This is a genomic window from Aeromicrobium sp. Root236, from assembly GCF_001428805.1.
GTDB lineage: Bacteria > Actinomycetota > Actinomycetes > Propionibacteriales > Nocardioidaceae > Aeromicrobium.
Map to the genome: position 1 here is coordinate 3,150,656 of NZ_LMIS01000001.1, position 21,490 is coordinate 3,172,145.

At 63.2% G+C, this 21,490-nt stretch carries 18 protein-coding genes and 1 tRNA gene; 12 read left to right on the forward strand and 7 right to left on the reverse strand.

Features of this window, described 5'->3' with window-relative positions:
• Window positions 1-108: 108 nt before the first annotated feature.
• A complete protein-coding gene (locus ASE12_RS20680; protein ID WP_255355469.1) occupies window positions 109-240 on the forward strand; it encodes a hypothetical protein in 132 nt (43 codons plus the stop codon).
• 76 nt (window positions 241-316) lie between these two features.
• Here ASE12_RS20680 and ASE12_RS15810 read toward each other — a convergent pair whose 3' ends face one another.
• Window positions 317-1,603 carry a D-arabinono-1,4-lactone oxidase gene (locus ASE12_RS15810; protein ID WP_056402709.1) on the reverse strand — a complete coding sequence of 429 codons (1,287 nt, stop codon included), beginning with the start codon at window positions 1,601-1,603 and terminating at the stop codon, window positions 317-319.
• Window positions 1,600-2,772: an amino acid deaminase/aldolase gene (locus ASE12_RS15815; protein ID WP_200955038.1), complete on the reverse strand. Its 1,173-nt coding sequence runs from the start codon at window positions 2,770-2,772 to the stop codon at window positions 1,600-1,602. The genes ASE12_RS15810 and ASE12_RS15815 overlap by 4 nt, the downstream gene beginning before the upstream one ends.
• Window positions 2,773-2,825: 53 nt before the next feature.
• Between ASE12_RS15815 and ASE12_RS15820 the strand changes: the two genes are divergently transcribed.
• Both ASE12_RS15820 and ASE12_RS15825 read left to right on the forward strand, forming a co-directional pair.
• Window positions 2,826-3,641, forward strand: coding sequence for a hypothetical protein (locus ASE12_RS15820; RefSeq protein ID WP_157412984.1), 816 nt, complete (start codon window positions 2,826-2,828; stop codon window positions 3,639-3,641).
• A 100-nt stretch (window positions 3,642-3,741) separates the two neighbouring features.
• Window positions 3,742-3,814 (forward strand) — tRNA-Thr (locus ASE12_RS15825).
• On the opposite strand, the gene ASE12_RS15830 is transcribed toward ASE12_RS15825, so the two are convergent.
• The 4 genes from ASE12_RS15830 to ASE12_RS15845 all read right to left on the reverse strand — a co-directional run bounded on the left by ASE12_RS15830 (window position 3,814) and on the right by ASE12_RS15845 (window position 6,867).
• Window positions 3,814-4,899, reverse strand: a complete 1,086-nt coding sequence (locus ASE12_RS15830) for a site-specific integrase (protein ID WP_056402720.1) — start codon at window positions 4,897-4,899, stop codon at window positions 3,814-3,816. The genes ASE12_RS15825 and ASE12_RS15830 overlap by 1 nt on opposite strands.
• Window positions 4,899-5,078 (reverse strand): AlpA family transcriptional regulator, encoded by a 180-nt coding sequence (locus tag ASE12_RS15835; protein WP_056211580.1) that lies wholly within the window; start codon window positions 5,076-5,078, stop codon window positions 4,899-4,901. Before ASE12_RS15835 ends, ASE12_RS15830 begins: the two co-directional genes overlap by 1 nt.
• A 305-nt stretch (window positions 5,079-5,383) precedes the next feature.
• On the reverse strand, window positions 5,384-6,091 hold the full coding sequence (locus tag ASE12_RS15840) for a hypothetical protein (RefSeq protein ID WP_157412986.1): 708 nt from the start codon (window positions 6,089-6,091) through the stop codon (window positions 5,384-5,386).
• A 104-nt stretch (window positions 6,092-6,195) separates the two neighbouring features.
• Window positions 6,196-6,867 carry a cyclodeaminase/cyclohydrolase family protein gene (locus ASE12_RS15845; protein WP_056402726.1) on the reverse strand — a complete coding sequence of 224 codons (672 nt, stop codon included), beginning with the start codon at window positions 6,865-6,867 and terminating at the stop codon, window positions 6,196-6,198.
• A 68-nt stretch (window positions 6,868-6,935) separates the two neighbouring features.
• Between ASE12_RS15845 and ASE12_RS19850 the strand changes: the two genes are divergently transcribed.
• The 8 genes from ASE12_RS19850 (at window position 6,936) to ASE12_RS19855 (ending at window position 19,851) form a co-directional block, all read left to right on the forward strand.
• On the forward strand, window positions 6,936-8,969 hold the full coding sequence (locus ASE12_RS19850; protein ID WP_082582325.1) for a GNAT family N-acetyltransferase: 2,034 nt from the start codon (window positions 6,936-6,938) through the stop codon (window positions 8,967-8,969).
• Between the two features lie 5 nt (window positions 8,970-8,974).
• On the forward strand, window positions 8,975-9,643 hold the full coding sequence (locus ASE12_RS15850; RefSeq protein ID WP_369797253.1) for an ASCH domain-containing protein: 669 nt from the start codon (window positions 8,975-8,977) through the stop codon (window positions 9,641-9,643).
• Window positions 9,644-10,534: 891 nt separating this feature from the next.
• Complete coding sequence (locus ASE12_RS15855; protein ID WP_082582326.1) at window positions 10,535-13,738, forward strand: LamG-like jellyroll fold domain-containing protein; 3,204 nt, start codon at window positions 10,535-10,537, stop codon at window positions 13,736-13,738.
• A gap of 83 nt (window positions 13,739-13,821) precedes the next feature.
• On the forward strand, window positions 13,822-14,874 hold the full coding sequence (locus ASE12_RS15860) for an enolase C-terminal domain-like protein (RefSeq protein WP_056402735.1): 1,053 nt from the start codon (window positions 13,822-13,824) through the stop codon (window positions 14,872-14,874).
• A gap of 393 nt (window positions 14,875-15,267) precedes the next feature.
• A complete protein-coding gene (locus ASE12_RS15865; RefSeq protein ID WP_056402739.1) occupies window positions 15,268-16,206 on the forward strand; it encodes an aldo/keto reductase in 939 nt (312 codons plus the stop codon).
• A 10-nt stretch (window positions 16,207-16,216) separates the two neighbouring features.
• The gene (locus ASE12_RS15870) at window positions 16,217-17,425 is read left to right on the forward strand and encodes an enolase C-terminal domain-like protein (RefSeq protein WP_056402740.1); all 1,209 of its coding nucleotides are present in this window, start codon (window positions 16,217-16,219) and stop codon (window positions 17,423-17,425) included.
• A gap of 2 nt (window positions 17,426-17,427) precedes the next feature.
• A complete protein-coding gene (locus ASE12_RS15875; RefSeq protein WP_056402743.1) occupies window positions 17,428-18,918 on the forward strand; it encodes a M81 family metallopeptidase in 1,491 nt (496 codons plus the stop codon).
• A 36-nt stretch (window positions 18,919-18,954) separates the two neighbouring features.
• Window positions 18,955-19,851: an SMP-30/gluconolactonase/LRE family protein gene (locus ASE12_RS19855; RefSeq protein ID WP_082582328.1), complete on the forward strand. Its 897-nt coding sequence runs from the start codon at window positions 18,955-18,957 to the stop codon at window positions 19,849-19,851.
• Here the strand turns inward: ASE12_RS19855 and ASE12_RS15880 are convergent.
• The gene (locus ASE12_RS15880) at window positions 19,841-20,581 is read right to left on the reverse strand and encodes an IclR family transcriptional regulator (protein WP_056402746.1); all 741 of its coding nucleotides are present in this window, start codon (window positions 20,579-20,581) and stop codon (window positions 19,841-19,843) included. The genes ASE12_RS19855 and ASE12_RS15880 overlap by 11 nt on opposite strands.
• 217 nt (window positions 20,582-20,798) lie before the next feature.
• Here ASE12_RS15880 and ASE12_RS19860 point away from each other — a divergent pair, with 217 nt between their 5' ends.
• Window positions 20,799-21,458: an RraA family protein gene (locus ASE12_RS19860; protein ID WP_162255508.1), complete on the forward strand. Its 660-nt coding sequence runs from the start codon at window positions 20,799-20,801 to the stop codon at window positions 21,456-21,458.
• Window positions 21,459-21,490: the final 32 nt, after the last annotated feature.

The window sequence follows — 21,490 nt, forward strand, 5'->3', positions numbered from 1 at the left end:
ACGCGCCGAGATTTGGCCTCGGATCCACCTCGGGTCCAGGCTCCGTGGTGGTTCACCCGCCACATCGCGGTCGCCTCAGTCGTATCGTGGCCGTCGGGGGTGGTCGCGATGGACAAGGTGCGCAGGCGAGGGCTGGTCGCGATGGTGGCGCTGGCCCTCGCCGGGGCGGTCCTGCTGGGCCTCGCCTTGTGGGTCACGGTGTGGTTGTTCACCGACGTCCTGGTGATCAAAGGTGCGTGACGGGTCCGCGAGATTCGGATGCAGTTGCACCACGAAGTGAGCCTTCGTGGTGCACCGGAATCCACATCTCGGCGACTCAGCCCAGGACTTGGTCGAGGTAGTCGTTGGTGAAGGTGCGGTGCGGGTCGAGCTCGTCCCGTACGCCGACGAAGTCGCCGAACCGGGCGTAGCGCTCGGCGAAGTACGAGGCGTCGAGCGTGTGGAGCTTGCCCCAGTGCGGGCGGCCCTCGTGCGCCGTGAAGATGTCCTGGGCGGCGGCGAAGTACGCCTGGTAGTCGCTGCGCCAGTACTGGTGCACCGCGACGTAGCAGTTGTCGCGCTCGTGGCCGGTCGAGAGCCACACGTCGTCGGCGGCGGTGAAACGTACCTCGATGGGGAACGAGATGTTCTCGTGTCCGGCGCCGAACCACGCCTTGAGCTCGGCGAGCACCAACGGCAGCGCCTCTCGCGGCATCGCGAACTCGGACTCCCGGAAGCGTACGGTCCGCGACGACACGAACACGTTGAACGAGTCGTCGACGTACTCCCTGGCACTGAGCACCGAGGCGGCGACGGAGTTGACCCGCGGGATCCACGAACGCTTGCGGGCGACGACGCGGTTGAGCCCCTCGAACACCGTGTTGCTCAGGAACTCGTCGTCGAGCCAGTGCCTGAACCGGCCGACGGGTCGGCGCTCGGTGCCCTCGGCCACGCGGTTGTTGCGCTTGGTCAGCGCCTTCTCGGTGTGCGGGAACCAATAGAACTCGAAGTGGTCGTTGTCGTCGACGAGCGCGTCGACCTGGTCGAGCACGTCCGGCAGCGCCATCGGCTCCTCGCGGGCGTGCAGCAGGAACGCGGGCACGCACTGCAGCGTCACCTCGGTCACGATGCCCAGCGCGCCGAGCGTGACCCGGGCGGCGCCGAACCACGGGTGACTCTCGTCGATCTCGAGCACGTCACCGTCGGCGGTCACGAGCTGCACGGCGACGACCGCGGCCGAGATGCCGAACAGCTTGCCACCCGTGCCGTGGGTGCCGGTCGAGACGGCGCCGGCGACGGACTGTGGGTCGACGTCGCCGAGGTTGGGCAGCGCGAGTCCGCGTGCCTTGAGCTGCGGGTTGAGGTCGTGCAGCGAGATGCCGGCCTGCACGCGCACGCGGCTCGTCGCCGAGTCGTGCGCGACGATGCGGTTCATCCGGTCGAGCCGCAGGAGCACGCCGTCGGTGGCGGCGATCGGCGTGAACGAGTGGCTGGCGCCGACGGCCTTGACCTTGAGGCCGCCGGCCTCGCGGACGATCCGCTGGACGTCGGCGGTCGAGGCGGGGTGCTCGACCCGTACGGGATGCGTCTCAACGCTGCGACTCCAGTTGGTCCAGGTCGTCATCCGAAGTTCTTGCCCTCTCCGCGATAGGTCGGCACACGGGTGACCACACCGTCGGCGGCGACCAGCGCGACCTCGTTGAAGCGCTCGCACATCTCGCCGGCCTTGGCGTAGCGCATGACCACCCGGTCGCCGATGTTCAGGTCGCGGGCAGCCGTGCCCTTGACTGGTGTTTGCACCTCGCCGGCGCCCTCGGTGCCGATCGCCTTGAGCTCTTCAGGCCAGGTCGGCGTGGGCTGGCGGTTCTTGTTGGTCGGCCCCGAGGCGATGTATCCGCCGGCGAACAGCGTCGCGATGTCGGGAGCCGGCTTGCGTACGACCGAGAGCACGAAGTACGCCGCGGGTCGCGCCTCGAACGCGTCGTAGCCGTCGAACAGCGTCGGCGCGAACAGGCCGGAGCCGGCCGTGAGCTCGGTGATCGCCGGGTCCTGACCGGTGACCTCGAGGCTGCCGGTGCCGCCGGCGTTGACGATCTGGAGCTCGGCGTGCTGCGCGACTGCGTCGACGACCTTGGACCGCCGCTCCAGCAGGTCGGCGGCGGAACGCTTCTTGACCAGGCGTACGGCCGGCGAGGAGTCGGGCAGCCCGGCGATCTGCGCGTCGTAGAACATTACGCCGACGAGGTCGAAGCCCGGACGAGCGGCGATGGCCGCCGCGAGCGCGCCGGCCTGCTCGGCGGTGTGCACGGGGGAGCGGCGTACGCCGAGGTGCACCGGCCCGACCTTGAGCGAGGAGTCGACGTCGATGCACACCCGGATCGGCGGGTGGCCTGCCCCGAGCAGGCTGTCGATGTGGTCGAGCGACTCGGTGCTGTCGACCATCACCGTGATCTGCGCACGGCGGCGCTCGTCGGCGACGAGGTAGTCGAGCGAGCCGCGGCTCGTCGTTGGATAGGCCAGCAGGATGTCGTCGATGCCGTTGTCGACGAGCCAGTTGGACTCCGCGAGCGAGTAGGACATGACACCGGCGAAGCCCTCGCGCGCCAGCGTCCCCTCGAGGATCGACCTCACGCGTACGGACTTGCTGGCCACGCGGATCGGCACGCCGCCCGCCCGGCGTACCAGGTCGTCGGCGTTGGCCCACAGCGCCGGTTCGTCGATCACCGCGAACGGGGTGTCCAGGTCCTGTGTCGCGGCGAGCAGTCGGGCGTACGGGCTGGACGTTTGTGGCACCTCGTCAGTATGTCGCACGGCTGGTGCACGAATCGGTCACGGATACTGGACCGATGCGCAGGCTCACCCCACTCCTCCTGGCTGTGGCGATCGTGGTGTCGGGGTGCAGCTCCGGCTCGTCGGACCCCGAGCCGACGCCGACCGCGACCAGCAGTCGGCCAGTGACGCTGGCGTCACTCGGACTCGACTGGCCGACCGCACAAGGACGGCTGGTCGTGCCCAAGGTGCCTTCGGCTCCCGCCGGCTTCGACGACAAGACCCTCGGCCGCATGGCGACGGTGCTCGAGAAGTGGGCCCGGCTGAGCACGGTCGACGACGGCGGGTGGCACAGCGGCGACCCGCTCAGCGACGTCCGGACGGTGCTGCCCAAGGAGACCGCCGGAACGTTCGAGCAGCAGCTCCGGGGCCAGATCTCGCCTCACCTGGCTGTGGCGAACGTGTTCGGCGACGACGTGACGGTGGTCGGCTCGCCGATGATCACCACGGCGTGGCGTGTCGCAACCGAGAAGGACCAGGCCAACGAGCGGTTCGTACGCCTCGAGCTGCAGACACGTGCGGCGTACGAGGTGCGCATCGGCAACGGACCGAGCCGCGTCATCGGCGTGCTGCGCGTGCACAGCCTGACGGCGTACAAGGACACGACCGACGACTTCGGCATCGGCGGCGGGTGGCAGGAGTTCGGCGCCAGCGACTGCGCCCTCGCCCTCGACGACCAGCTCGTGCCCGACAGCGACCGCGAGCACGGCCTGAAGGATCTCAAGACGTTCATCAAGGTCGGCAACGGTACGAAGCTGGAGATGCCGGAGCTGCCGGTGGAGGACCAGGTCGATCCCGAGTTCCTCAAGCGCTGCCGCGACGGCCAGGTCTGACGCCTCCCGGTGGTTGAGGTGCGCAGGCCGCCTGCGGCCGGAGCCTCGAAACCACCACGCCTCTGACTCGCTACGATGGTCCCCGGGCTTCGGCCCGTACGCCTCTGTAGCTCAGTTGGTAGAGCGCCTCACTTGTAATGAGGATGTCGCGGGTTCGAATCCTGTCGGAGGCTCAGGGAAAATTCGGGTTCGATGAATTGGGCCGCGCACCCCCGGCGCTCCCCCGCCGGTTGAGGACCTCCAGATCGGCCCGATCGGCGCTGTCGCCGAGGTAGTGCACGTAGATCTGCGTCGTCTGCAGGGACGAGTGCCCGAGCCATGCTTGGACGGTCGAGATCGACACCCCGGAGGCCAGCCAGAGGCAGGCCGCGGTGTGCCGCAGGTCGTGCAGCCGCCGGCCTCGTCCGGTCGTGGCCCAGCGGATGGACCGTTTGAACCCGGCCGCGTGAAGCCGCCCGCCGCTGGAGGAGGTGAGCAGCAGGTCGTCGGCACCCTTGTCCTTCGCCATGCTGCGCACCAGCGGTAGCAGCTCCTCGGACAACGGGATGTGGCGCGTCCGACCGCTCTTGGTCGACTTGGCCTCGACCGACTCGGGTGCGGATCGGCGGACCACCAGCCGCGGCATCGGCACCTCGATGAAGTCCGCGACCCGCAACTCGCGTGCCTCAGACCACCGAAGGCCAGTCCAGGCCAGCAGCCAGACGACATCGGCCAGGTGCTCGTCATGGGCGGCGATGTCGCTGCGGACCTCGACCAGCTCCGGCTCGATGAACGGCTGCATGCCCTGGGCCGGAACCAGCTGGTGCGCCACGCTCGTACGAGCGACCGGGTTGTCGATGCGCAGTCGCTCGCGCACGGTCCACGAGAAGAAGCCCGACAACACGGCGCGGAACCTCCTGACCGACGATTCCGCGTACCGGCGAGACCAGGCATCCAGGACGCGCTGGACCTCGCGATCGGTGACGCGCCCGGCGTGCAGGTTGCCAAGGTTGGGCGGCATCAGCTTCACCATCTCCATGTCGGCCTTGTAGGTCTTCACCGCGACCGTGTGCCGGCGCGACTCCATGTAGGTGGCGAACGCCTTACGGCACTGGACCTCCCCGGCACGCGGATCGGTGCCGCCGGCCAGCGCCGCCTTCTCGCGACTGAGCCATCCGTCGGCTTCGCGCTTGGTGTCGAACGTCTTGCTGGTGACGTACTCGCGACCGTTCTTGAGCGTCGCTCGCCAGCGACCCGAGCGGTCTTTTCGGACAGGCATCAGGAAGCCCGTTCCTCGATGTACGCGAGCAGCTCGTCCTCGCGATAGCGCGGCGTGTGATCGGTGACCCACACGAACCGCGGGCCCTTACCGGTCTGGCGCAACCGGCACAGCGTTGAAGGCGTGACGCCGAGGATCTTCCCAACCTGGGCCGGCGTCAGCAGCTGAATCTCTGTCATGGCACTCGTCCGTCCTCCCACCCCGATAGTGGATAGCCATCCGACCCTCCAGTCTGAGCCGGTGAGGTGGGGAACGTTCCGACTCGAACGACATCTGTGGAGAACCGGTTGCATGGCCCGTGCCTGTGGAATACGGGCACAACCCCTAAGGCCTGATTCCATGCGTCGTAGGGCCAGAGAACGTCGAACTTTCGGGGGGACGTTGGGAGGGGAACGTTCCTTTCGCCGCTCTCGACAGTCTTGAGCCGCGGATTTGCAGCACGACGGTCACTCATCTGGTCCCAAGGCAAGGGAGGAGCGCACTCTCAGTTGCCGGCGGGGTTCCAGCGGTCGCGGTTCCAAACGCTCGATGTTTCGTGCGCTCCGATGGAAATCGCGATCCGAATCATGTGTTCTGTCAGGTCGTGAAGGCGGTCGCACATCCCCGCCAAATAGGTAGACGCGTCCGTCCGCTGCCCCTGGATCACTAGGCCAGTGACCTTGCCTGCTTCGTGGTGTCTCGAAAGACTGTCCTGGTGTGCGGCGCGGTTCCTAAGGCGCCGCAGTTGAGCTAGCCACCCGGCTGGTTCCAGATGGGTCTCGCCTTCGATTGCAGCGTCAATCTCGAGGATCAAGCGCCACACACTGTCGTTCGCGATGTCCGACTGCTTAAGCATGTCGCGACACCGCTCCCATCTGTATCGAAACACTGGAAGTCGGTCATCGACGCTGACGTCGCGAGCCTCCTCGACGGCGCGGATGAGAAGAGTAATGCCGGCGTCAAACGCGCTCGAGAGACTATTCAACGCACCGTCTAGGGCCATCTCAATTCCGACCATCCGGTCGAATGAGCCTTCAGGGCCGCCGAGTTCAATTAGCGCTCGGGTATGCCAATCTGCCGACCAAACCCGGTATCGAATCCATGCGACGCCACCATCGCTGCCAGTCAGGTCAAAATAGTGGGGGCCAGCCGGCCAGCGCACGTCGCTGGAGGTTTGCCCAGTTCCCGGCCCTGCTGCTTCGGACGGATCCACGGGATGATCCAATCACGGACCTCACCGCTGCTCCGGTCACCGAAGCCAGAAGAGGAATGACACGAGTACGAACGCCCTGCAGAGTGCGATTGGCGGACCAGTCCTCATTCCCTGTTTTTGAGACGTTTGTCGACTCCTGCACGCAACGACATCTCGACTCGGTCGAACCTCTCGATCTGCTCCTGAAGTGTTTGCTGCTGAGCATCAGATCGTCCGGCGGCTGCACGAGTTCGCTCGACGTCTCGGGTTGTGTGCAGGTTCAATCTCACGATCGCGATCGCTCCGGACGCAGCGCCTTGAGCTGCACGTACCGCCAGCGCTGAGTCACCACGTGCTGAAAGGAAGCCGACCTGGAAGGTAAGAACGCCGACCTCACCGACCCTCAGAAGACGATCGACCATGTCCAATGGTAGGTCCGTGGCACGCCAGGAGGCTCTGGCAAGGCGGTCATTGATCTGCCTTCGGGCGGCGCTATCGGGCGGTGAGTCGTCACGCTCACGCCGCAGGGTGATGACCTCATCGAAGATCTCTGAGTCCGTTTGAAACGCCTTCTCTAGCCAGCCCTCGATATCAGCCAACTCAGAGTCGTGTGTGCCCAGGATGGGCGCTGCCTCTTCATACCCGGGTCTACCCGTGGTTAGCGCCGCCACAGTTTGGCAGAGCTTGATCGCCAGCAGTCCCAGTAGTGCGGCCGCCGAACCAGACCCAGGCTTGTGACTGCCTGCGCCGAACTTCTTGAGCAGGTCCCGCGTCTCGAGGCTCAGCAGGTCGTCCATGCGGAAATTCTAGGTGCGAGACCGTCTACGCTCCCGTGGTTTCGAATCACGGCTGGCAGCATGACTCTATGTCCGAAAGCCCCGCTGACTTCGAGATTCGAATCCTTGAGGCTGCGGACGACGCTCTAGTGTCCTCGGTCGTCGAGTTAGGCGACAAGCACAAGAAGACCTTGGGGCTTATTCCGCGGGGGGCATTCCGCGAGTATGCGGAGCGTCAGCGGATCCTAGTAGCGACGGCCAACGATCGGCTCGTCGGCTACGCGCTCTTCGACCTGCCAGCGAACCGCATTCGATTGGCACAACTGTGCGTTGCCGATGAGGCCCGCCGGACGGGCGTGGCCCTCGGACTTGTCGAGGCGCTGTCTGCTGCGTACCCAGACCGATCTGGAATCGCCGTACGATGCCGTCGCGACTGGCCGGCCGCAAGAGTGTGGCCAAAGCTTGGCTTCGAGCCTCGATCCAATGCCCCGGGCCGCAGCGCTGCTGGCCATCTAGTTACCGCTTGGTGGCGAGATCACGGCCACCCAGACCTCTTCAGCGAAGCGGCTGTTGATGACGACGTGACGATCGTTGCGCTCGACAGCAACGTCTTCCGGGACCTGCATCAAGATGGACGACCAGAAGGCGCCGAGTCTCAAGCTCTGCTCGCCGACTGGCTTGGCGAGAGTATCGAACTGATCGTCACCGCGGGTCTAAAGGCTGAGCTGAACAATGAAGGCGAGCCTCGGGCGCGAGAGCGCTTGCTCGGCGCCGCCGGCGCGTACCGAACGGCGAAGACAAACGTCTCGCAAGTCAGCAAACTAGCGAGTAGCCTCCTTGAATCGATCGATGAGACAGACCGCCTGAAGGATCGCAGCCTGCTCAACGACGCTCGCCTTGTGGCCGAGGCGCATCTTGGAGGAGCTGACGCTTTTGTCACCAGAGATGAGAATGCTGTTGCGGCGTTTGCCGAACAGAGCGATCTGATCGGCGCGATGTGGGTTTCATCGCCGGCAGACTTCATCGTCCACCTGGATGAGCTGCGGGATTCCGCGAACTATCGTCCGTCTGAACTCCTCGACACTGGATACACAATCTCGCAGGCGTCCTCAACTGAGGAACGGGAACTCGAGGTCTTGATCAATCACGGGCGAGGAGAAAATCGACGGGACTTCCTACGACGGGCGCGAATCGCTGCCGCTGAAGTAGGACACAAGGGTTCTCGCCGGGTCCTACGCGACCCGAATGGCGCGATCTGTGGCGGCCTGTTCGCCACGTGCCGCGACGGATTGCTCGACCTCTCACTCATCCGAGCCACGGACCCAAAACTTCCCCGGACCATCGCCAACCAGATGGTTCTGCTGGCGAGGCAGGAAGCTCGTGAGCGGGGCGCCACTCGGATCGTGATTACCGATGATGCGATCACGCCTGCCACAGAGGCTGTACTTCATGACAACGGGTTCGCGAGAAATGAGAGCGGCGAACTCGGCTGTGCTGTGGTTGACGGTTGTCTTCCATGGGCGAGTGCCCGTCAGAGGCTCGAGCAAGACGGCCTGGGGAGGTCTCTTCCTGCGCAGATCCCAAGCCGTCAAATCGCGGCCGACTTCGAGCGAGTCGCGTGGCCGTTGAAGATCGTAGATGCTGAAATCCCTTGCTTTATTATCCCAATCCGGCCTGGACCAGCCGCCGAGCTATTGGGCCATCGATCCATGCTATTTGGACGTGACGCCGACCTAGGACTGTCTCGTCAACACGTCTACTACCGGGCGCCCGTACCGCTGGTTGTGTCTGCGCCAGGCCGCATCCTTTGGTATGTGAGCGGGAACGAAAATGAGGTGGTCGCTGCGTCCCGGCTCGACGCCGTCCAGATTGCCCACCCAGGTACGCTGCATCGCAAGTTCAAGCGACTTGGCGTTCTGGACCGGACAGTCGTCGATCAATCGGCGCGCGACGGCGTAGCCGCAGCGCTCACGTTCAGCGATACCGAGATCTTCAATAGCCCAATCAGCCTGGCGCGCCTGCGAACCCTCGACCAGAGCGGAGGGCTCACTCCACTACCCTCACCAAGGGTGATCTCGCCCTCGAACTTTTTTGCGGTCTATGGGGAAGGCGATCCACAGTGAGCGGCATGCAGCAGGGTGCCGCGCAGCGGCCGGATCGCAATGATCCCGTAGTGGCGAGTGCTGCGGATGGGTTGTTCATGTCCATCAAACCGCACTATGCGGAGCGCATCCTGACCGGCGAAAAGACAGTCGAGCTAAGGCGAAAATCTCCCACGAGAACTCCGTCTGCGGTGGTCATCTACGGCTCCGGGACCGTTAAGGCGGTGATGGGGACTGCTGACCTCTCCGGAATTCGAACAGCCTCACCTGCGGAGATCTGGGATGAGTTTGGGATCCGTTCGGGTATCGCTCGACGGGCATTCGACGAGTACTTCGCAGGATCCGACCGAGCTACTGCACTTGTTCTCGAGAATGCCCGCGAAGCGGAGAGGCGAATCCAACTCCCCGCGCTGCGACACTTTGGCCTCGAGCCGCCCCAAAGTTGGCGCTACATCTCTGGGCCCCTCCTCGAGGTGCTCCAATCCGAGATGTTCGACGCAACCGCCACGATGCCGGAAGACAGAGATTTGACGTTTGGGGGCAATCGCCCGGCAGCGGTTGGCACCGCCGTCGCCGATGTCCTTACGCACGCGGTCGGGCTCCACTTCAACGGTGTCCGCAAGTTGATCGACGTTGTGGTCAAGCGTTCCTCGTTTGGAGCAAGAAACGCTGGCGACAGGATCAAACCCATCTGAACAGCTCCTGCGACACCCTGAAGGAATAGAGGGCGGCGGGAGCCGCCAAACTTCTGCGCACGGTGACAATCAGGCGGCAGCAGCCTCGGCATGCCATCAGGAGCTACGGCCTTCGGATCATCGGTAGATGGATGGCATCCATCAGTCCATTGCGTATGGCGTTGTGGGTCGAGTCCCATTTTGGATCTGACTGCAACATCCCTTCGCGAGCGAGTCGAGCCATTTCGTAGATCACGCGCCGGCATCCAGCTGGTGACACCAACGTGCGGTCGACGCAGGTGCCGATTGGGTGCTCGAGTGTTTCAACGCGATCAACTACCTGGACTGCGATCGCGCCTTGAGTGGCCGCGCGGCGCTCCTCATACGCGGCTCGTCGGCAGGCCTGCGAGCACCAGATCGGCGGTCGTCCAGTCGGCTTTCGCTTCACTTCTTTGCCGCATCGGGGGCATGTTCCCCCTGCGAGCTTTCGGCGGTTCTCCTCGCGCATTTCGCGCTCATTGTCTGTACTCATGACCCCTAAGGCCTTTCGTACGGACGCAAGGGGCCACCGAGAATGCAAGAGGTGTGTGGATGTTGGACGAACAACTTTGGGCGCTGGAGGGGGTTCGCCGCGTGGATGGCGCGTACTCCTAGTTGGCAGTTCATCGCCGTCGAAACTTCGTGAAACGAAATGAATGGCTGCGGAGTGAGTCCCGGTGTCACATCCAACGTGCCTGAGGCGACGCTGACGATGTCGTCACCAATCGTGAACCGAAGTCCTAGTCCGAAACGTTCGGACCAGAAGGGGTGGGCGTGGATGGAGGTGGCAGTTGCCGGGCCCACCCACGTGTCCGCAGAGACTGCTGGTCTGCGTTGAGATAGCAGAGCCCGATCCCTAGACGGTTCCATTGAATGGCGTTACGATCACACCTAGTGGAACACCCTAGGAGGAATCTCGTGCCCGGTCCGACCATTCAGTTTCGGCGTTTGAAGCACCTGCTCATCGCATTTACCTCACTCTTCCTTACGATCGGAGTGTTGGCTGGAGTTTCGGCGTCGAGTGCGACAGCTACCGGCGCACCGGTCGTGATCACGGCTTCGCCCTCTGGCAGTGGGTCGGCGTGCACCCGCAGTCACCCCTGCAAACTGTCGACCGCCAAATCGCATGCGAGGGTGTACGCGGCTATCAGCGGACGCGACGTTCAGGTCGTGCTGCTCGGCGGGACGTACCGAGTCACGAAGCCACTGCAGTTTTCCTCGGCTGACTCCGGGCGAGGGAAGCACTCGGTCTCCTACGTCGCCGCATCCGGAGCGACCCCTGTCATCTCGGGAGGTCGTCTGGTCTCCGGATGGAAAGTGTCGGATTCAAAGAAGAGGATCTACCGGGCGAAAGTGGGGGCCGCCGCATTCCGTGACCTGTATGTCGACGGGCGCCGGGCAGTTCGGGCGCGTGGGCCGATGAACCCAGCGGGCGTCGTTTCCACGGCCGATGGTTACTCACTTCCAGACTCGACGATGAGCGCCTGGAAGGACACGTCTGCGATGGAGGCGGTGGCCCGCATCTACTGGAAGGAGCTGCGGTGCCCGGTCGCGAACATCACGGGGACGCAGATGACTTTCAAGCAGCCCTGCTGGAAGAACGCGAACTTGCACTCGGGACTGGGTATGCAGAACGTTGCTTGGTTCGAGAACGCCTATGAACTTCTCGACTCCGCAGGGGAGTGGTACTACAGCAAGCCGAGCGGATACCTCTACTACAAGCCGCTCCCGGGACAGAGCATGAAGACTGCGAAGGTCACGGTGCCCGTCGCTGAGCAGCTTGTAGTCGTCAAGGGAACGGCAGACAAGCCGGTGGAGAATCTCAATTTCTATGGCATCAATTTTCGCGAGACGACCTGGAACAGCCCGAGCTCTGCTGAGGGTTACACGCCCGCTCAGTCCGGATTCCGTGTCATGGGCGAGAACAGCGGTTGGGCGTCTGCGCGTACCAAATGGGTGCAATCACCCGCGGCTGTTTCCTTCCGTTATGCGAAGAACGTGGACTTCTCTCGAAACCTGATGCGAAACATCGGGTCGGCTGGACTGAATCTTGAAACCGGTGTGCAGGACGCGAATGTTTCGGGCAACGGGTTCACGGACATCGGGCTTAGCGCCATCCAGCTTGGCGGGATCACGGAGAAGGACCACCACCCTGCTGTGAGCGGAGATGAGACGCAAGACCTCGCCGTGACGAACAACATCATCAGGACGGCCGGAGCGCACTATCGCGACGGGGTCGGGATCTGGGCCGGCTACATTTCTGACTCGCGTATTGAGCACAATGACCTCAAGTCCCTTCCGTACTCCGGGATCTCGTTTGGATGGGGCTGGGGGCTGTTCGATGAAGGCGGAAATCCGAACTATGACGGCAACGGTGACGTACCCGTCTACGACTCACCTTCGAACAACACTGGCAACTCTGTCCGCTGGAACCGCATCTCCGACTACATGCGCGAGTTGGCGGACGGCGCTGGGATCTACACCCTGGGCAACGCCGGAGGCAGCGTGGTCAGCGACAACTACATCACTGATTTGAAGAACCCGAACTACTTTGGGATCTACTTGGATGAGGGCTCGAGCGGCCTGCGGCTGAACCGCAACGTCACGTGCCGCACCGGGGAAAGCTGGTTGAACGTGCACGCCAGCTTCCGCAACGTCATCCTTCACAACTTCGCTGACGTTGATGAATACAAGATTCCCGGCACAGAGCCGTCAGTCGTGGACATTGATGAAAACTCGAGCGGTTTGCCCTGCCAGGCACTGCCAGCCTCGATCATGAAGAGTGCCGGGCTGACGCCCGGATCGGTCAGCAAGTTCTCGTCGCCGTGGAGGGCTCTCGTTGCGCGGCCCGACTCCGCCGACAATGAGGCGCCTGCGAAGGTTTCGGGTCTGCAGGTTGTCGCAAGCACGAGTTCGCGAGCCACCCTGGACTGGGACACTTCGACGGATAACCTCGGGACCACCGGTTATGAGGTCTCGGTGAACGGCGTGGTGTCCTACGCAACGGAGCACCCGGGCGTGACCTTGGGTCGGCTCACTGCAGGTAAGTCGATCGACATCTCAGTCCGCGCCCGGGACGCCGCCGGCAACCTCTCGAAGGATCGGACGATCACGTTTGACGTTCCCGAAGCCAGCGAGTCGGACACCACTCCGCCCACTGCTCCGAGCAACCTCAGGGTTGCCGGTGCTGGAACGTCGTCGATCGTGCTCGAGTGGTCGCCGTCAGAGGATCTCGTGGGCGTGGAGAAGTACGAAGTTACGGTTGGGGGACATGAGCCGATCACGACGAACAAGACGAGTGTTGCCGTCCCCGGCTTGGAAGCGGATGCCAGCTTCGACGTGAAGGTCGTCGCGATGGATGCCGCAGACAACACCAGTGCCGAGGCAACGATCGCTGCGGAAACCAAGCCCGTACCTGCTCGGCCGGAGGCCCTAGATCTGCCTGGCCTCGTGTTGTGGCTGGACCGCGGGTCGGTCACTGCCGGTGATGGGGATCGCGTCGCAGTCTGGTCTGACTCCTCGGGCTCAGGTCACGACGCTGCCCAGGCCACCGAGAATGCTCGACCTCTGCTCGACGCAGCCGGGGACGGCTCCCGTGGTGCGTTGGAGTTCAACGGCGCATCCAGGCTGTTGGAGACTGGCGAACCGGTGACAGACAGCCAGCAGTACACCGTGGCGGTCGTTTCGACGGTCGACACCGATGCCTGGGGTCCCTTCTACAACGGGGACAGCAGTTTCGACGGCTACGGCTTCTACAAGTTGCAGACGAGCCTGCACGGCACCATCCACGGCGGTTCGGGATTCAACACCTACGGACCGGTCGAGAATGCGGGTCAGGTGCAGGTGCAGACAATCGTGGGAAGCGCCGGCGAGGAGCGCATGTACGTGGATGGGGCGCAATCCGGCAATGCGGCGACGACTTCGCCGAAGAAGCCGACGCGCTCGACATTGATCGGCGCGGTGGACCGTTTCGCACCGTTTGCTGGCGACATCGCCGAGGTTGTGGTCTTTGATAGGGCTCTATCGAGTGAGGAGCTCCAGTCCGTCAACGACTTCCTCATCAACCGCCACAGCTGACCCGAGACGAGCGCGTGGGGCCTTGGACTCGGTCCAGGGCTCCACACGCTCGCTCCGGGAAACCGATTCGAAGGGAGATCGCAGTGCTGATCTCATCTGTAGACGTACGCCTGGTGGACGTGCCGCCAGCCGAGCCGCAGTTTCACTGGCGAGCTGGCCTGATGTCCTCGCCGCGGGGCGTGACGTCAGCCGGTGTCCTCCGAATCGAGACCGAGAGCGGCCATGTAGGCGAGGCGTACTGCGTGCGAGGGCCGATCTTCAGCGACATCGTTGACCGTGTCCTTCGTGATGCGTTGATCGGCAAGGACGCCTCGTTGCGGGAGTGGCTGTGGCACCTGGTGTGGGAAGCCGACAGAATCGAGGAGCTCCCGATCTACACGTTGGGCGTCGTGGACGTCGCGTTGTGGGACATGGCTGGACGGCGGTATGGGGTCCCTGCGTACGAGTTGATGGGTGGATACCGGCGAGAAATACCGGCTTACGCGTCGACCAGCACGTTTGGTGACGTCGCCGAATTTCTTGACGTGGCGGATCAATGTTTGGCACTGGGCTATAAGGCGATCAAACTTCACGCATGGGGCAATGCGCGAGCTGACGCTGAACTCTGCGTCCGGTTAAGAGAGCATGTTGGCGACGACGTCGACCTGATGTACGACGGCTCGGCTGGATTCGACCTGGCCGACGCGGTCTACCTCGGTGATGCGATCGCCAGCGCCGGCTACCGGTGGTACGAAGAACCGATGCGAGAGGCCAGCATCGGTGCGTATGAAGTACTCGCGACCAAAACGCGTGCCCCGCTTCTCGTGGCAGAGACCTCGGACGGCAGCCACTACAACGCCGCAGACTTCATCCGGTCAGGCTGCGCGACCTATGTGCGGACGAGCTCCATGTACAAGGGCGGGTTCACAGGCGCCCTACGCACGGCCCATCTCGCCGAGGCTCACATGCTGCGTGCGGAGGTTCACGCCCCAGGGATCGAGAGTCAGCATCTGTGCATGTCGATTCCGAGCTGCACCTACTACGAGTCTCTTGTCACGTCGAATCCCGTGAGGCGTGAGCTGGCCGTGACCGACCAGGGCCTGGTCCTGGCCCCTGAAGGACCAGGAGTAGGCCTTCCCGAGTTCGCTCGCCTCTAGTCAGTTCTCACAATCCCTCCGAAGGAGCTTCATGACGTTCGCACGTGCCGGAGCGCTAGTACTCGAGCGCTCTGTCGTCTCAGTTGAGGCGGGTGTCTGGCCTGACCTGTCTGGCCCGGTCGACATCGACGCGAGCAGCTGTGAGCGAATCCCGGAGATTCGCCGGGCGACTGAGAGAGGGGAGTTCCCGCGTACTGAGGGCGCTTTGGAGAGTCGGCGGCTCACCGGGCGGCTGGTCTCGACCGATCATGGCGCGCGAGGTGTGTGGTCTCTCGCCGATCCGCGCAACGGTCCAAACACGGGCGCCGCCCTCGAGGCTGACGGTGGAACGATGAGCTTGGTCGTGCCCGAATGAATGGGTCGGAACGGACACATTCTCCTGCCTCACTGGGTATGGGGACGGCAGGCATCGGGAACTTGCGCGAGGCCGTCTCAGATGATGCGGCCCGCGACACCGTCGGCGCGGCGATCGAGAGTGGTCTCGAGGTTTTCGACACGGCGCCGCACTACGGACTCGGGCTCGCCGAAGAGCGACTGGGTCAGGCGATAAAGGACATCGGCGTCACGGGGCTTCGAGTCATGACAAAGGTGGGTCGAGTTCTGGAGCCGAACCCTTCGCCGACCGGGTCAGACCTTCCCGCCGGCGGATTCGCGGTCTCGGACGTCCTCCGGCGACGGTTCGACTTCAGCGCTGCCGGTATCAAACGCAGCTGCGAAGAAAGCCTTGCGAGACTGCAAATCGATGCGTTGGACACGATCTTCCTCCACGACCCTGAAGGTCACATGCCTCAGGCGCGTGACGAGGGCGTGTGGGCAGCGCTCGACCTGAAACGAGCGGGAGTGGCTCGCCGCGTTGGTGTGGCCACGAACAGCGCGGTGACTGCGTCTGCCTTCGCTGAGGATGGGTTGGTAGACGTGGTGATGCTGGCCGGTCGGTGGACGCTCCTCGATCGCACGGGGGAGGCTGCTCTGGACGCCTGTGCGGCCAAGGGAATCGCCGTCTATTGCGCGGCTCCGTACAACTCCGGAATCCTCGCAGAACCTGTGGTCCGTCGCGCTGCGAGCTTCGACTATGCAGAAGCGTCTACTGCGATGCTCGATCTCGCAGATCAGATGGCGAATCTCTGCCGAGACTACGGCGCTGTCCTGCCTCAGGCCGCGTTGCAGTTCCCGCTCAGACACCCGGCCGTCGAACGCGTGATCGTCGGAGCCCGAGCTCCCGCCGAGATTCGTGAAACCGCACGCCGTTTCGCAGCGCCGGTCGACCACCTCGGCCTGTGGCGCGAGCTTGACGAACTTGCCGTTTCCAGTCCACTTTTCAAATCAGCTTAGGGAGAACGCTATGAAGATCGTCTCGATAAAGGCCACCCCCATCACCGTTCCGCTCGTTAAACCGGTTCGCTGGTCGTTCGGGGTCGAGACCACGACGACCCGCGTCATTGTGGAGCTCATGACGGATGAAGGCCTCGTCGGCATCGGTGAGACCCGCGGAGGCGACGAAGTGGTCAACGCGCTCAAACTCCATGAAGACCTCGTCCTGGGAGTGGACCCCTTCGACGTTTGGAAGATTGCCCGCCGGTTCGGGATCTTTCGCATGACGAGTGAGCAGCTGGCGCTGGTCGGAGCCGCGAAGCTCGCCGGCGCTGCCGTTGAGATGGCGTGCTGGGATCTGATGGGCAAGGCTCTGGGGAAGAGCTGTTCTGACCTGTGGGGAGGGGCGCAGAAACCCAGTGTGGAATTCGCCGCGTACGCGTTCTACCGTTACGACTCGCCGAATCATGTTGGCGCGGGAGACCGCGCTGAGGGCATTGTCGACCACGCGGAGGAGCTAGTCGAAACGCATGGTTTCCGCGATGTGAAGCTTAAGAACGGGGTGCTGCACCCTGACGAGGAGCTGAAGTCGGTCGAGATGACGCGCGAGCGGCTGGCTGGCCGTATGCGTTACCTGCGACTGGATCCGAATGGAGTCTGGTCAGTGGAGACCTCCATTCGATTCCTCAACGCGATCGAGGGTCACGACATAGAGTTCTGCGAGGACCCCACGTGGGGTTTGCAAGGTATGTCGCTGGTGCGCGACCGTGTGCGCGTGCCGCTCGCGACGAACATGGCTTTGGTCAACTTCGAGCAGTTCCCCATCGCGGCGCAGGTGCGAGGCGTGGACATCGTGCTCGGCGACGTTCACTTCTGGGGCGGACCGCTGGCAGTCCTGCAACTCGCCAAGTGCTGCGAGACCTTCAATATGGGAATGAGTATGCACAGCGACCGGGAACTCGGTATCTCGACTGCAGCGATCCTGCACCTTGCAGCCGCAGAGCCCGGGATCAGTCACAGCATCGACTCGCACCTCCCTGAGCAGAGCGATGACGTCATCGCTGAACCTTTCGTCTTCGAGGAGGGTCGGCTCACCGTGCCTACGGGTCCGGGCCTCGGCGTGGAGCTCGATCCGGACAAGCTTCAGCGATACGCCGAGCACCACCGCAAGGTCGGCGAGGCCAGCGAGTTCAGCGATCCAGGCGACCCCTCGTTCATTCCCCGCCTCCCGAAGTTCTGATCGTGACCACTCTCCGGGTCGGGGTTGCGAGCATCATTCAGGAGACGAATACCTTCGCCCCAAACCTCACGGGCATCGACAATTTCACCAGTCAGGGCTTGTGGTTCGGGGACGAGGCGATCCGCCGCACGGCTGGGGTGAACTGCGAGTTCACGGGTGCAGTCGAGCAGCTCGAAAGTGACGGTATTGCACCGGTACCTCTTGTCAGGGCCTGGGCTCTCGCGAGTGGACGCCTTACAGACGAAACCTTGCTTGTCCTGATTGATCACCTGCAGTCGACCCTTCTGGCCGCTGGCGAGCTTGATGGTGTCGTGCTCTGCCTCCATGGTGCCTTGGCCTCAGAGGCGTCGGATTGTGCCGATTCGGATCTTGTTGCTGCGGCGCGTGCAGTTGTCGGACACTCGTGCCCAATCGTCGTAACCCTTGACCTCCACGCGAACGTGACGGCGTCGATGATCGAAGGCTGTGACGCTGTCGTGGGGTTCAAGACCTATCCCCACATCGACCAAAGCAAGACTGGAGCGCAGGCGGCGAGGATCATGAAGGCGATTCTCAATGACCCGGAGATCGTTGAAACGGTTGCTGCGAAAAGGCCAATGCTCGTGCCGGCGGAGAGCCAGAGTACGACCGACGGCCCGCTCGTCGAAGCTGTCCGACTCGCGGAGCAGGCGATCAGCGACTCAATCCTCGATGTGTCGATCTTCCCCGTGCAACCCTGGTTGGACGTAGAAGAACTCGGCCTTGCCGTGACTGTCACGCATCTCGGTGACAGGGAGGCTGCGATGTCTATCGCGGAAGAGATTGCAACCAACATTTGGGGCCGGCGACACCAGTTCGCGGTCGAACTCGTTCCTGTCGAGGAAGCGATCGCTCGCGCTTCCCGCAGTTTTGAGATGGCCCATGGGCTCACCCTGCTCGTTCATTCCTCAGATTCGCCCACAGCTGGCGCCGCGGCGGACAGCCCGCTGCTTCTTAGGTCGGTCTTGAAGTCGGCGAGCACGCCTCCCTGCCTATTGACACTGGTCGATCCTGATGTGGCCCGAATGTGCCAGAGTCTCGCACCAAATGATCTGCTCGAGACCGTCGTAGGTGCCTCTCTCGAGACCCGATGGGCACGGCCCCTTTCGTTGGAGGCGGTGCTCCTGGACAGGGGTTCTGGCTCAGTGCGTCTCAACGGAGCCGTCATGGAGGGACAGGACGTCTCCGTCGGCGCCTGGGCCGTGTTGCAGTGCGGTCATCACCGAGTCCTTGTGACGGAAGAGCCGACGCCCACCTTCGATCCTGCGGGATACGAGAGCTTCGGAGTGTCATTGGACGGGATTGCGGCAGTGGAAGTGCGATCCGCGAACCTTTTCCGTAGCGGATGGCACGGGAGATACGCCAACGCCATCTTCCTCGATTTGCCCGGCGCCAGCACCCCGCGCCTGGAGACCCTCGAGTTTCATCGAGCGCCGGCGGTCTTTCCTCTGGTCGACGCCGTGCTTGAGGCGTAGGTAGTGGATCCTTCAACACTTCGGCCAATAGGTCAGATGCGCGCGTCACTTGGCGAGGGGCCCTTTTGGGACTCGTCGACAGAAAACATCCATTGGATTGACCTGGCCGAAGGCAGGATCCTGAGGACTGACCCTCTGACTGCTAAGACCAATGTGGTGTCAGTCGGCAAGCAGATCGGGGCGGTATGGCCGATGGAATCCGGCGACCGAGTGGTAGCCCACGAGACCGGCATCGGGGTGCTGCACGGCGAAGGCCCAGTCGTCGACATACCTCCAGTACTCGCATCCGACGAACGCTGCAATGACGCCCGGCCAGATGCATGCGGTCGTCTGTGGTTCGGCACGACCGCCAAAGTCCCCACGCCGGGCCGCGGATGCCTCTACCGCCTGGACACCGATTGGTCGCTCACGAGGGTTCTCGACGGGCTGGGGCTGCCCAATGGGCTGGGGTGGTCACCAGATGGCTATGAGTTCTACCTGGTAGACAGCCTTGACAGGACCATTCGGGCCTACTCTTTCGACCCCGAAGGGGGAGACCTCTCCAAGTGCCGAGTACTCGTGAGGTTCTCTGAGGAAGAGGGCTTGCCCGACGGTTGCGCGGTCGACCGCGCAGGGCATCTGTGGGTCGCGATGTGGGGTGGAGGAACAATTCTCGAACTCGATGCGGACGGGAAGATAGTGCAGCGGGTCAACCTTCCAGTGATGTACCCGACGTCCTGCGCAATCGGGGGACAGGATGGCGACACGATGTACATCACCTCGGCCCAGGTAACGTCGAATCCCTCGCCGCACGATCTTGACGGGCGGTTGCTTTCCGTCGAAATGTCTTCTCCGGCTGGGAAGATAGTGACCCCGCGCTTCGGTGGTCGGCCACGACCGGTCGGCGATGGGATCGACCGACGGAGGCCGAAGGGTTCGGCCCCTACTCGGTGATTAGTTTCGCGGTCGCCATCAGCGCTTCGGCGACCGTCGGCACTTCGTCCATGCTGAAATGCGCGGCAGGCGCACTCATGCTGATAGCGGCTCCAGAATCCCCGGGCAATGCCACAGCCACACATCGGCCGCCGACTTCGTTTTCGCAGTCATCGATTGCGTAGCCCCGTAGCCGCGATTGCTGGACGTCGCTCTTCAGCACCGAGCGCTTGGTGATTGTTCGATCCGTCCGAGCCGTAAGGTCGATGTGCGCGATCAGTTGATCGGCCTGATCTTCGGGCATGGTTGCGAGGAGCGCTTTGCCCAGCGCTGTGCAGTGCAAGGGCTCTCGATCGCCTGGCCGGCTCGCGATTCGCATCGATGCGGCGCTCTCGACAATCGCCAAGTACACGACGCTGTCATTCTCCAAGAGTCCCAGGTTGGCCGTGTATCCGTACTGATCGCGAAGCTTCTCGAGGTGGTGCACGCTCCGCTCGGTGAGACTCTCTAGGTGACTGACCTGAAGAAGTTTCAAACCCCGCCCAAGCCTGTACAGAGTGCCGTCTGGTGACCTCTCCACATACCCTCGGGCCTCGAGCGCGGTCAGATACCGATGAGTCGATCCTTTGGCGAGATGACAGCGCTTGGAGATGGCGGTGAGTGAGTCGCCACCGCGCGAGGCGGCCAGAGCCTCAAGAATGTCGCAGACACGATCGACGGATCTCAGACCGCTGTCGGACTCGTACGTCATTGTTCCCCTTGCTCAGCTCGATCCGTGGGTTCTCCGCCCAGACGCAGAATACGCTCTTGGTCCACTTGGCGGAACAGCGGTCGGATCCGCGCTGGCCCGATAAGCGAGCATTGCAGCAAGAAGCGGCAGAAGCGATCTGAGAAACCGTTCCAGAAACCTTCACGTGTTCCACTGTATGATGTTAAGATTCTATCCACTGGAACAAGGGAGACTCTTAATGTCGAACGGCTCGCGCGACTACGCCGAGGTTGCCGATCATCTGCATACCGCAGTTGTCAGTGACATATTGGACCACCTCGGCTACCGCAACCAAGTGCTGAGCCCCGGCATCGGTTGCGTCGCTGGGCCGCCGAGAGTTGTGGGTAGGGCAAGGACCGCGAGAGTTCGACCGGTCGGGGAGTCGCCTGCTGAACCGTATGCCTTGTTACTCAAAGGCATTGACAGTCTCCAGAGCGACGATGTGTTGGTGCTCGCCAGCGATGGTCGGCAGAGCAGCGGCCTGTTCGGCGGCCTGCTCGGCACCGCGGTTGTGGCAGCTGGTGCCAAGGGCGTTTTGCTCGACGGTTTGACGCGCGACCAGGCCGAACTTGAGCGACTCGGGCTTCCGACCTTCGCGGCTGGATGCTCACCGCTGGACTCCTTGGGTCGAGATGATGTCGATGCTCTTGATCTCGCCGTGTCGATGCACGGCGTCGTGATCGCAACAGGGGATCTCGTTGTCGCTGACGAAGACGGCGTCGTGATCGTGCCCGGGAATCTCGTGGAATCGGTCATTCCAGCGGCACTCGAGAAGCGCGGTCGGGAGTCGGAGATGAGAGCCGCTTTGCGTGACGGGATGTCAGCCAGCGAAGCGTTCAGAAAGTTCGGCGTGTTGTGACGAGTCTCATCGCCCGCCCAACGGCAGAAGTG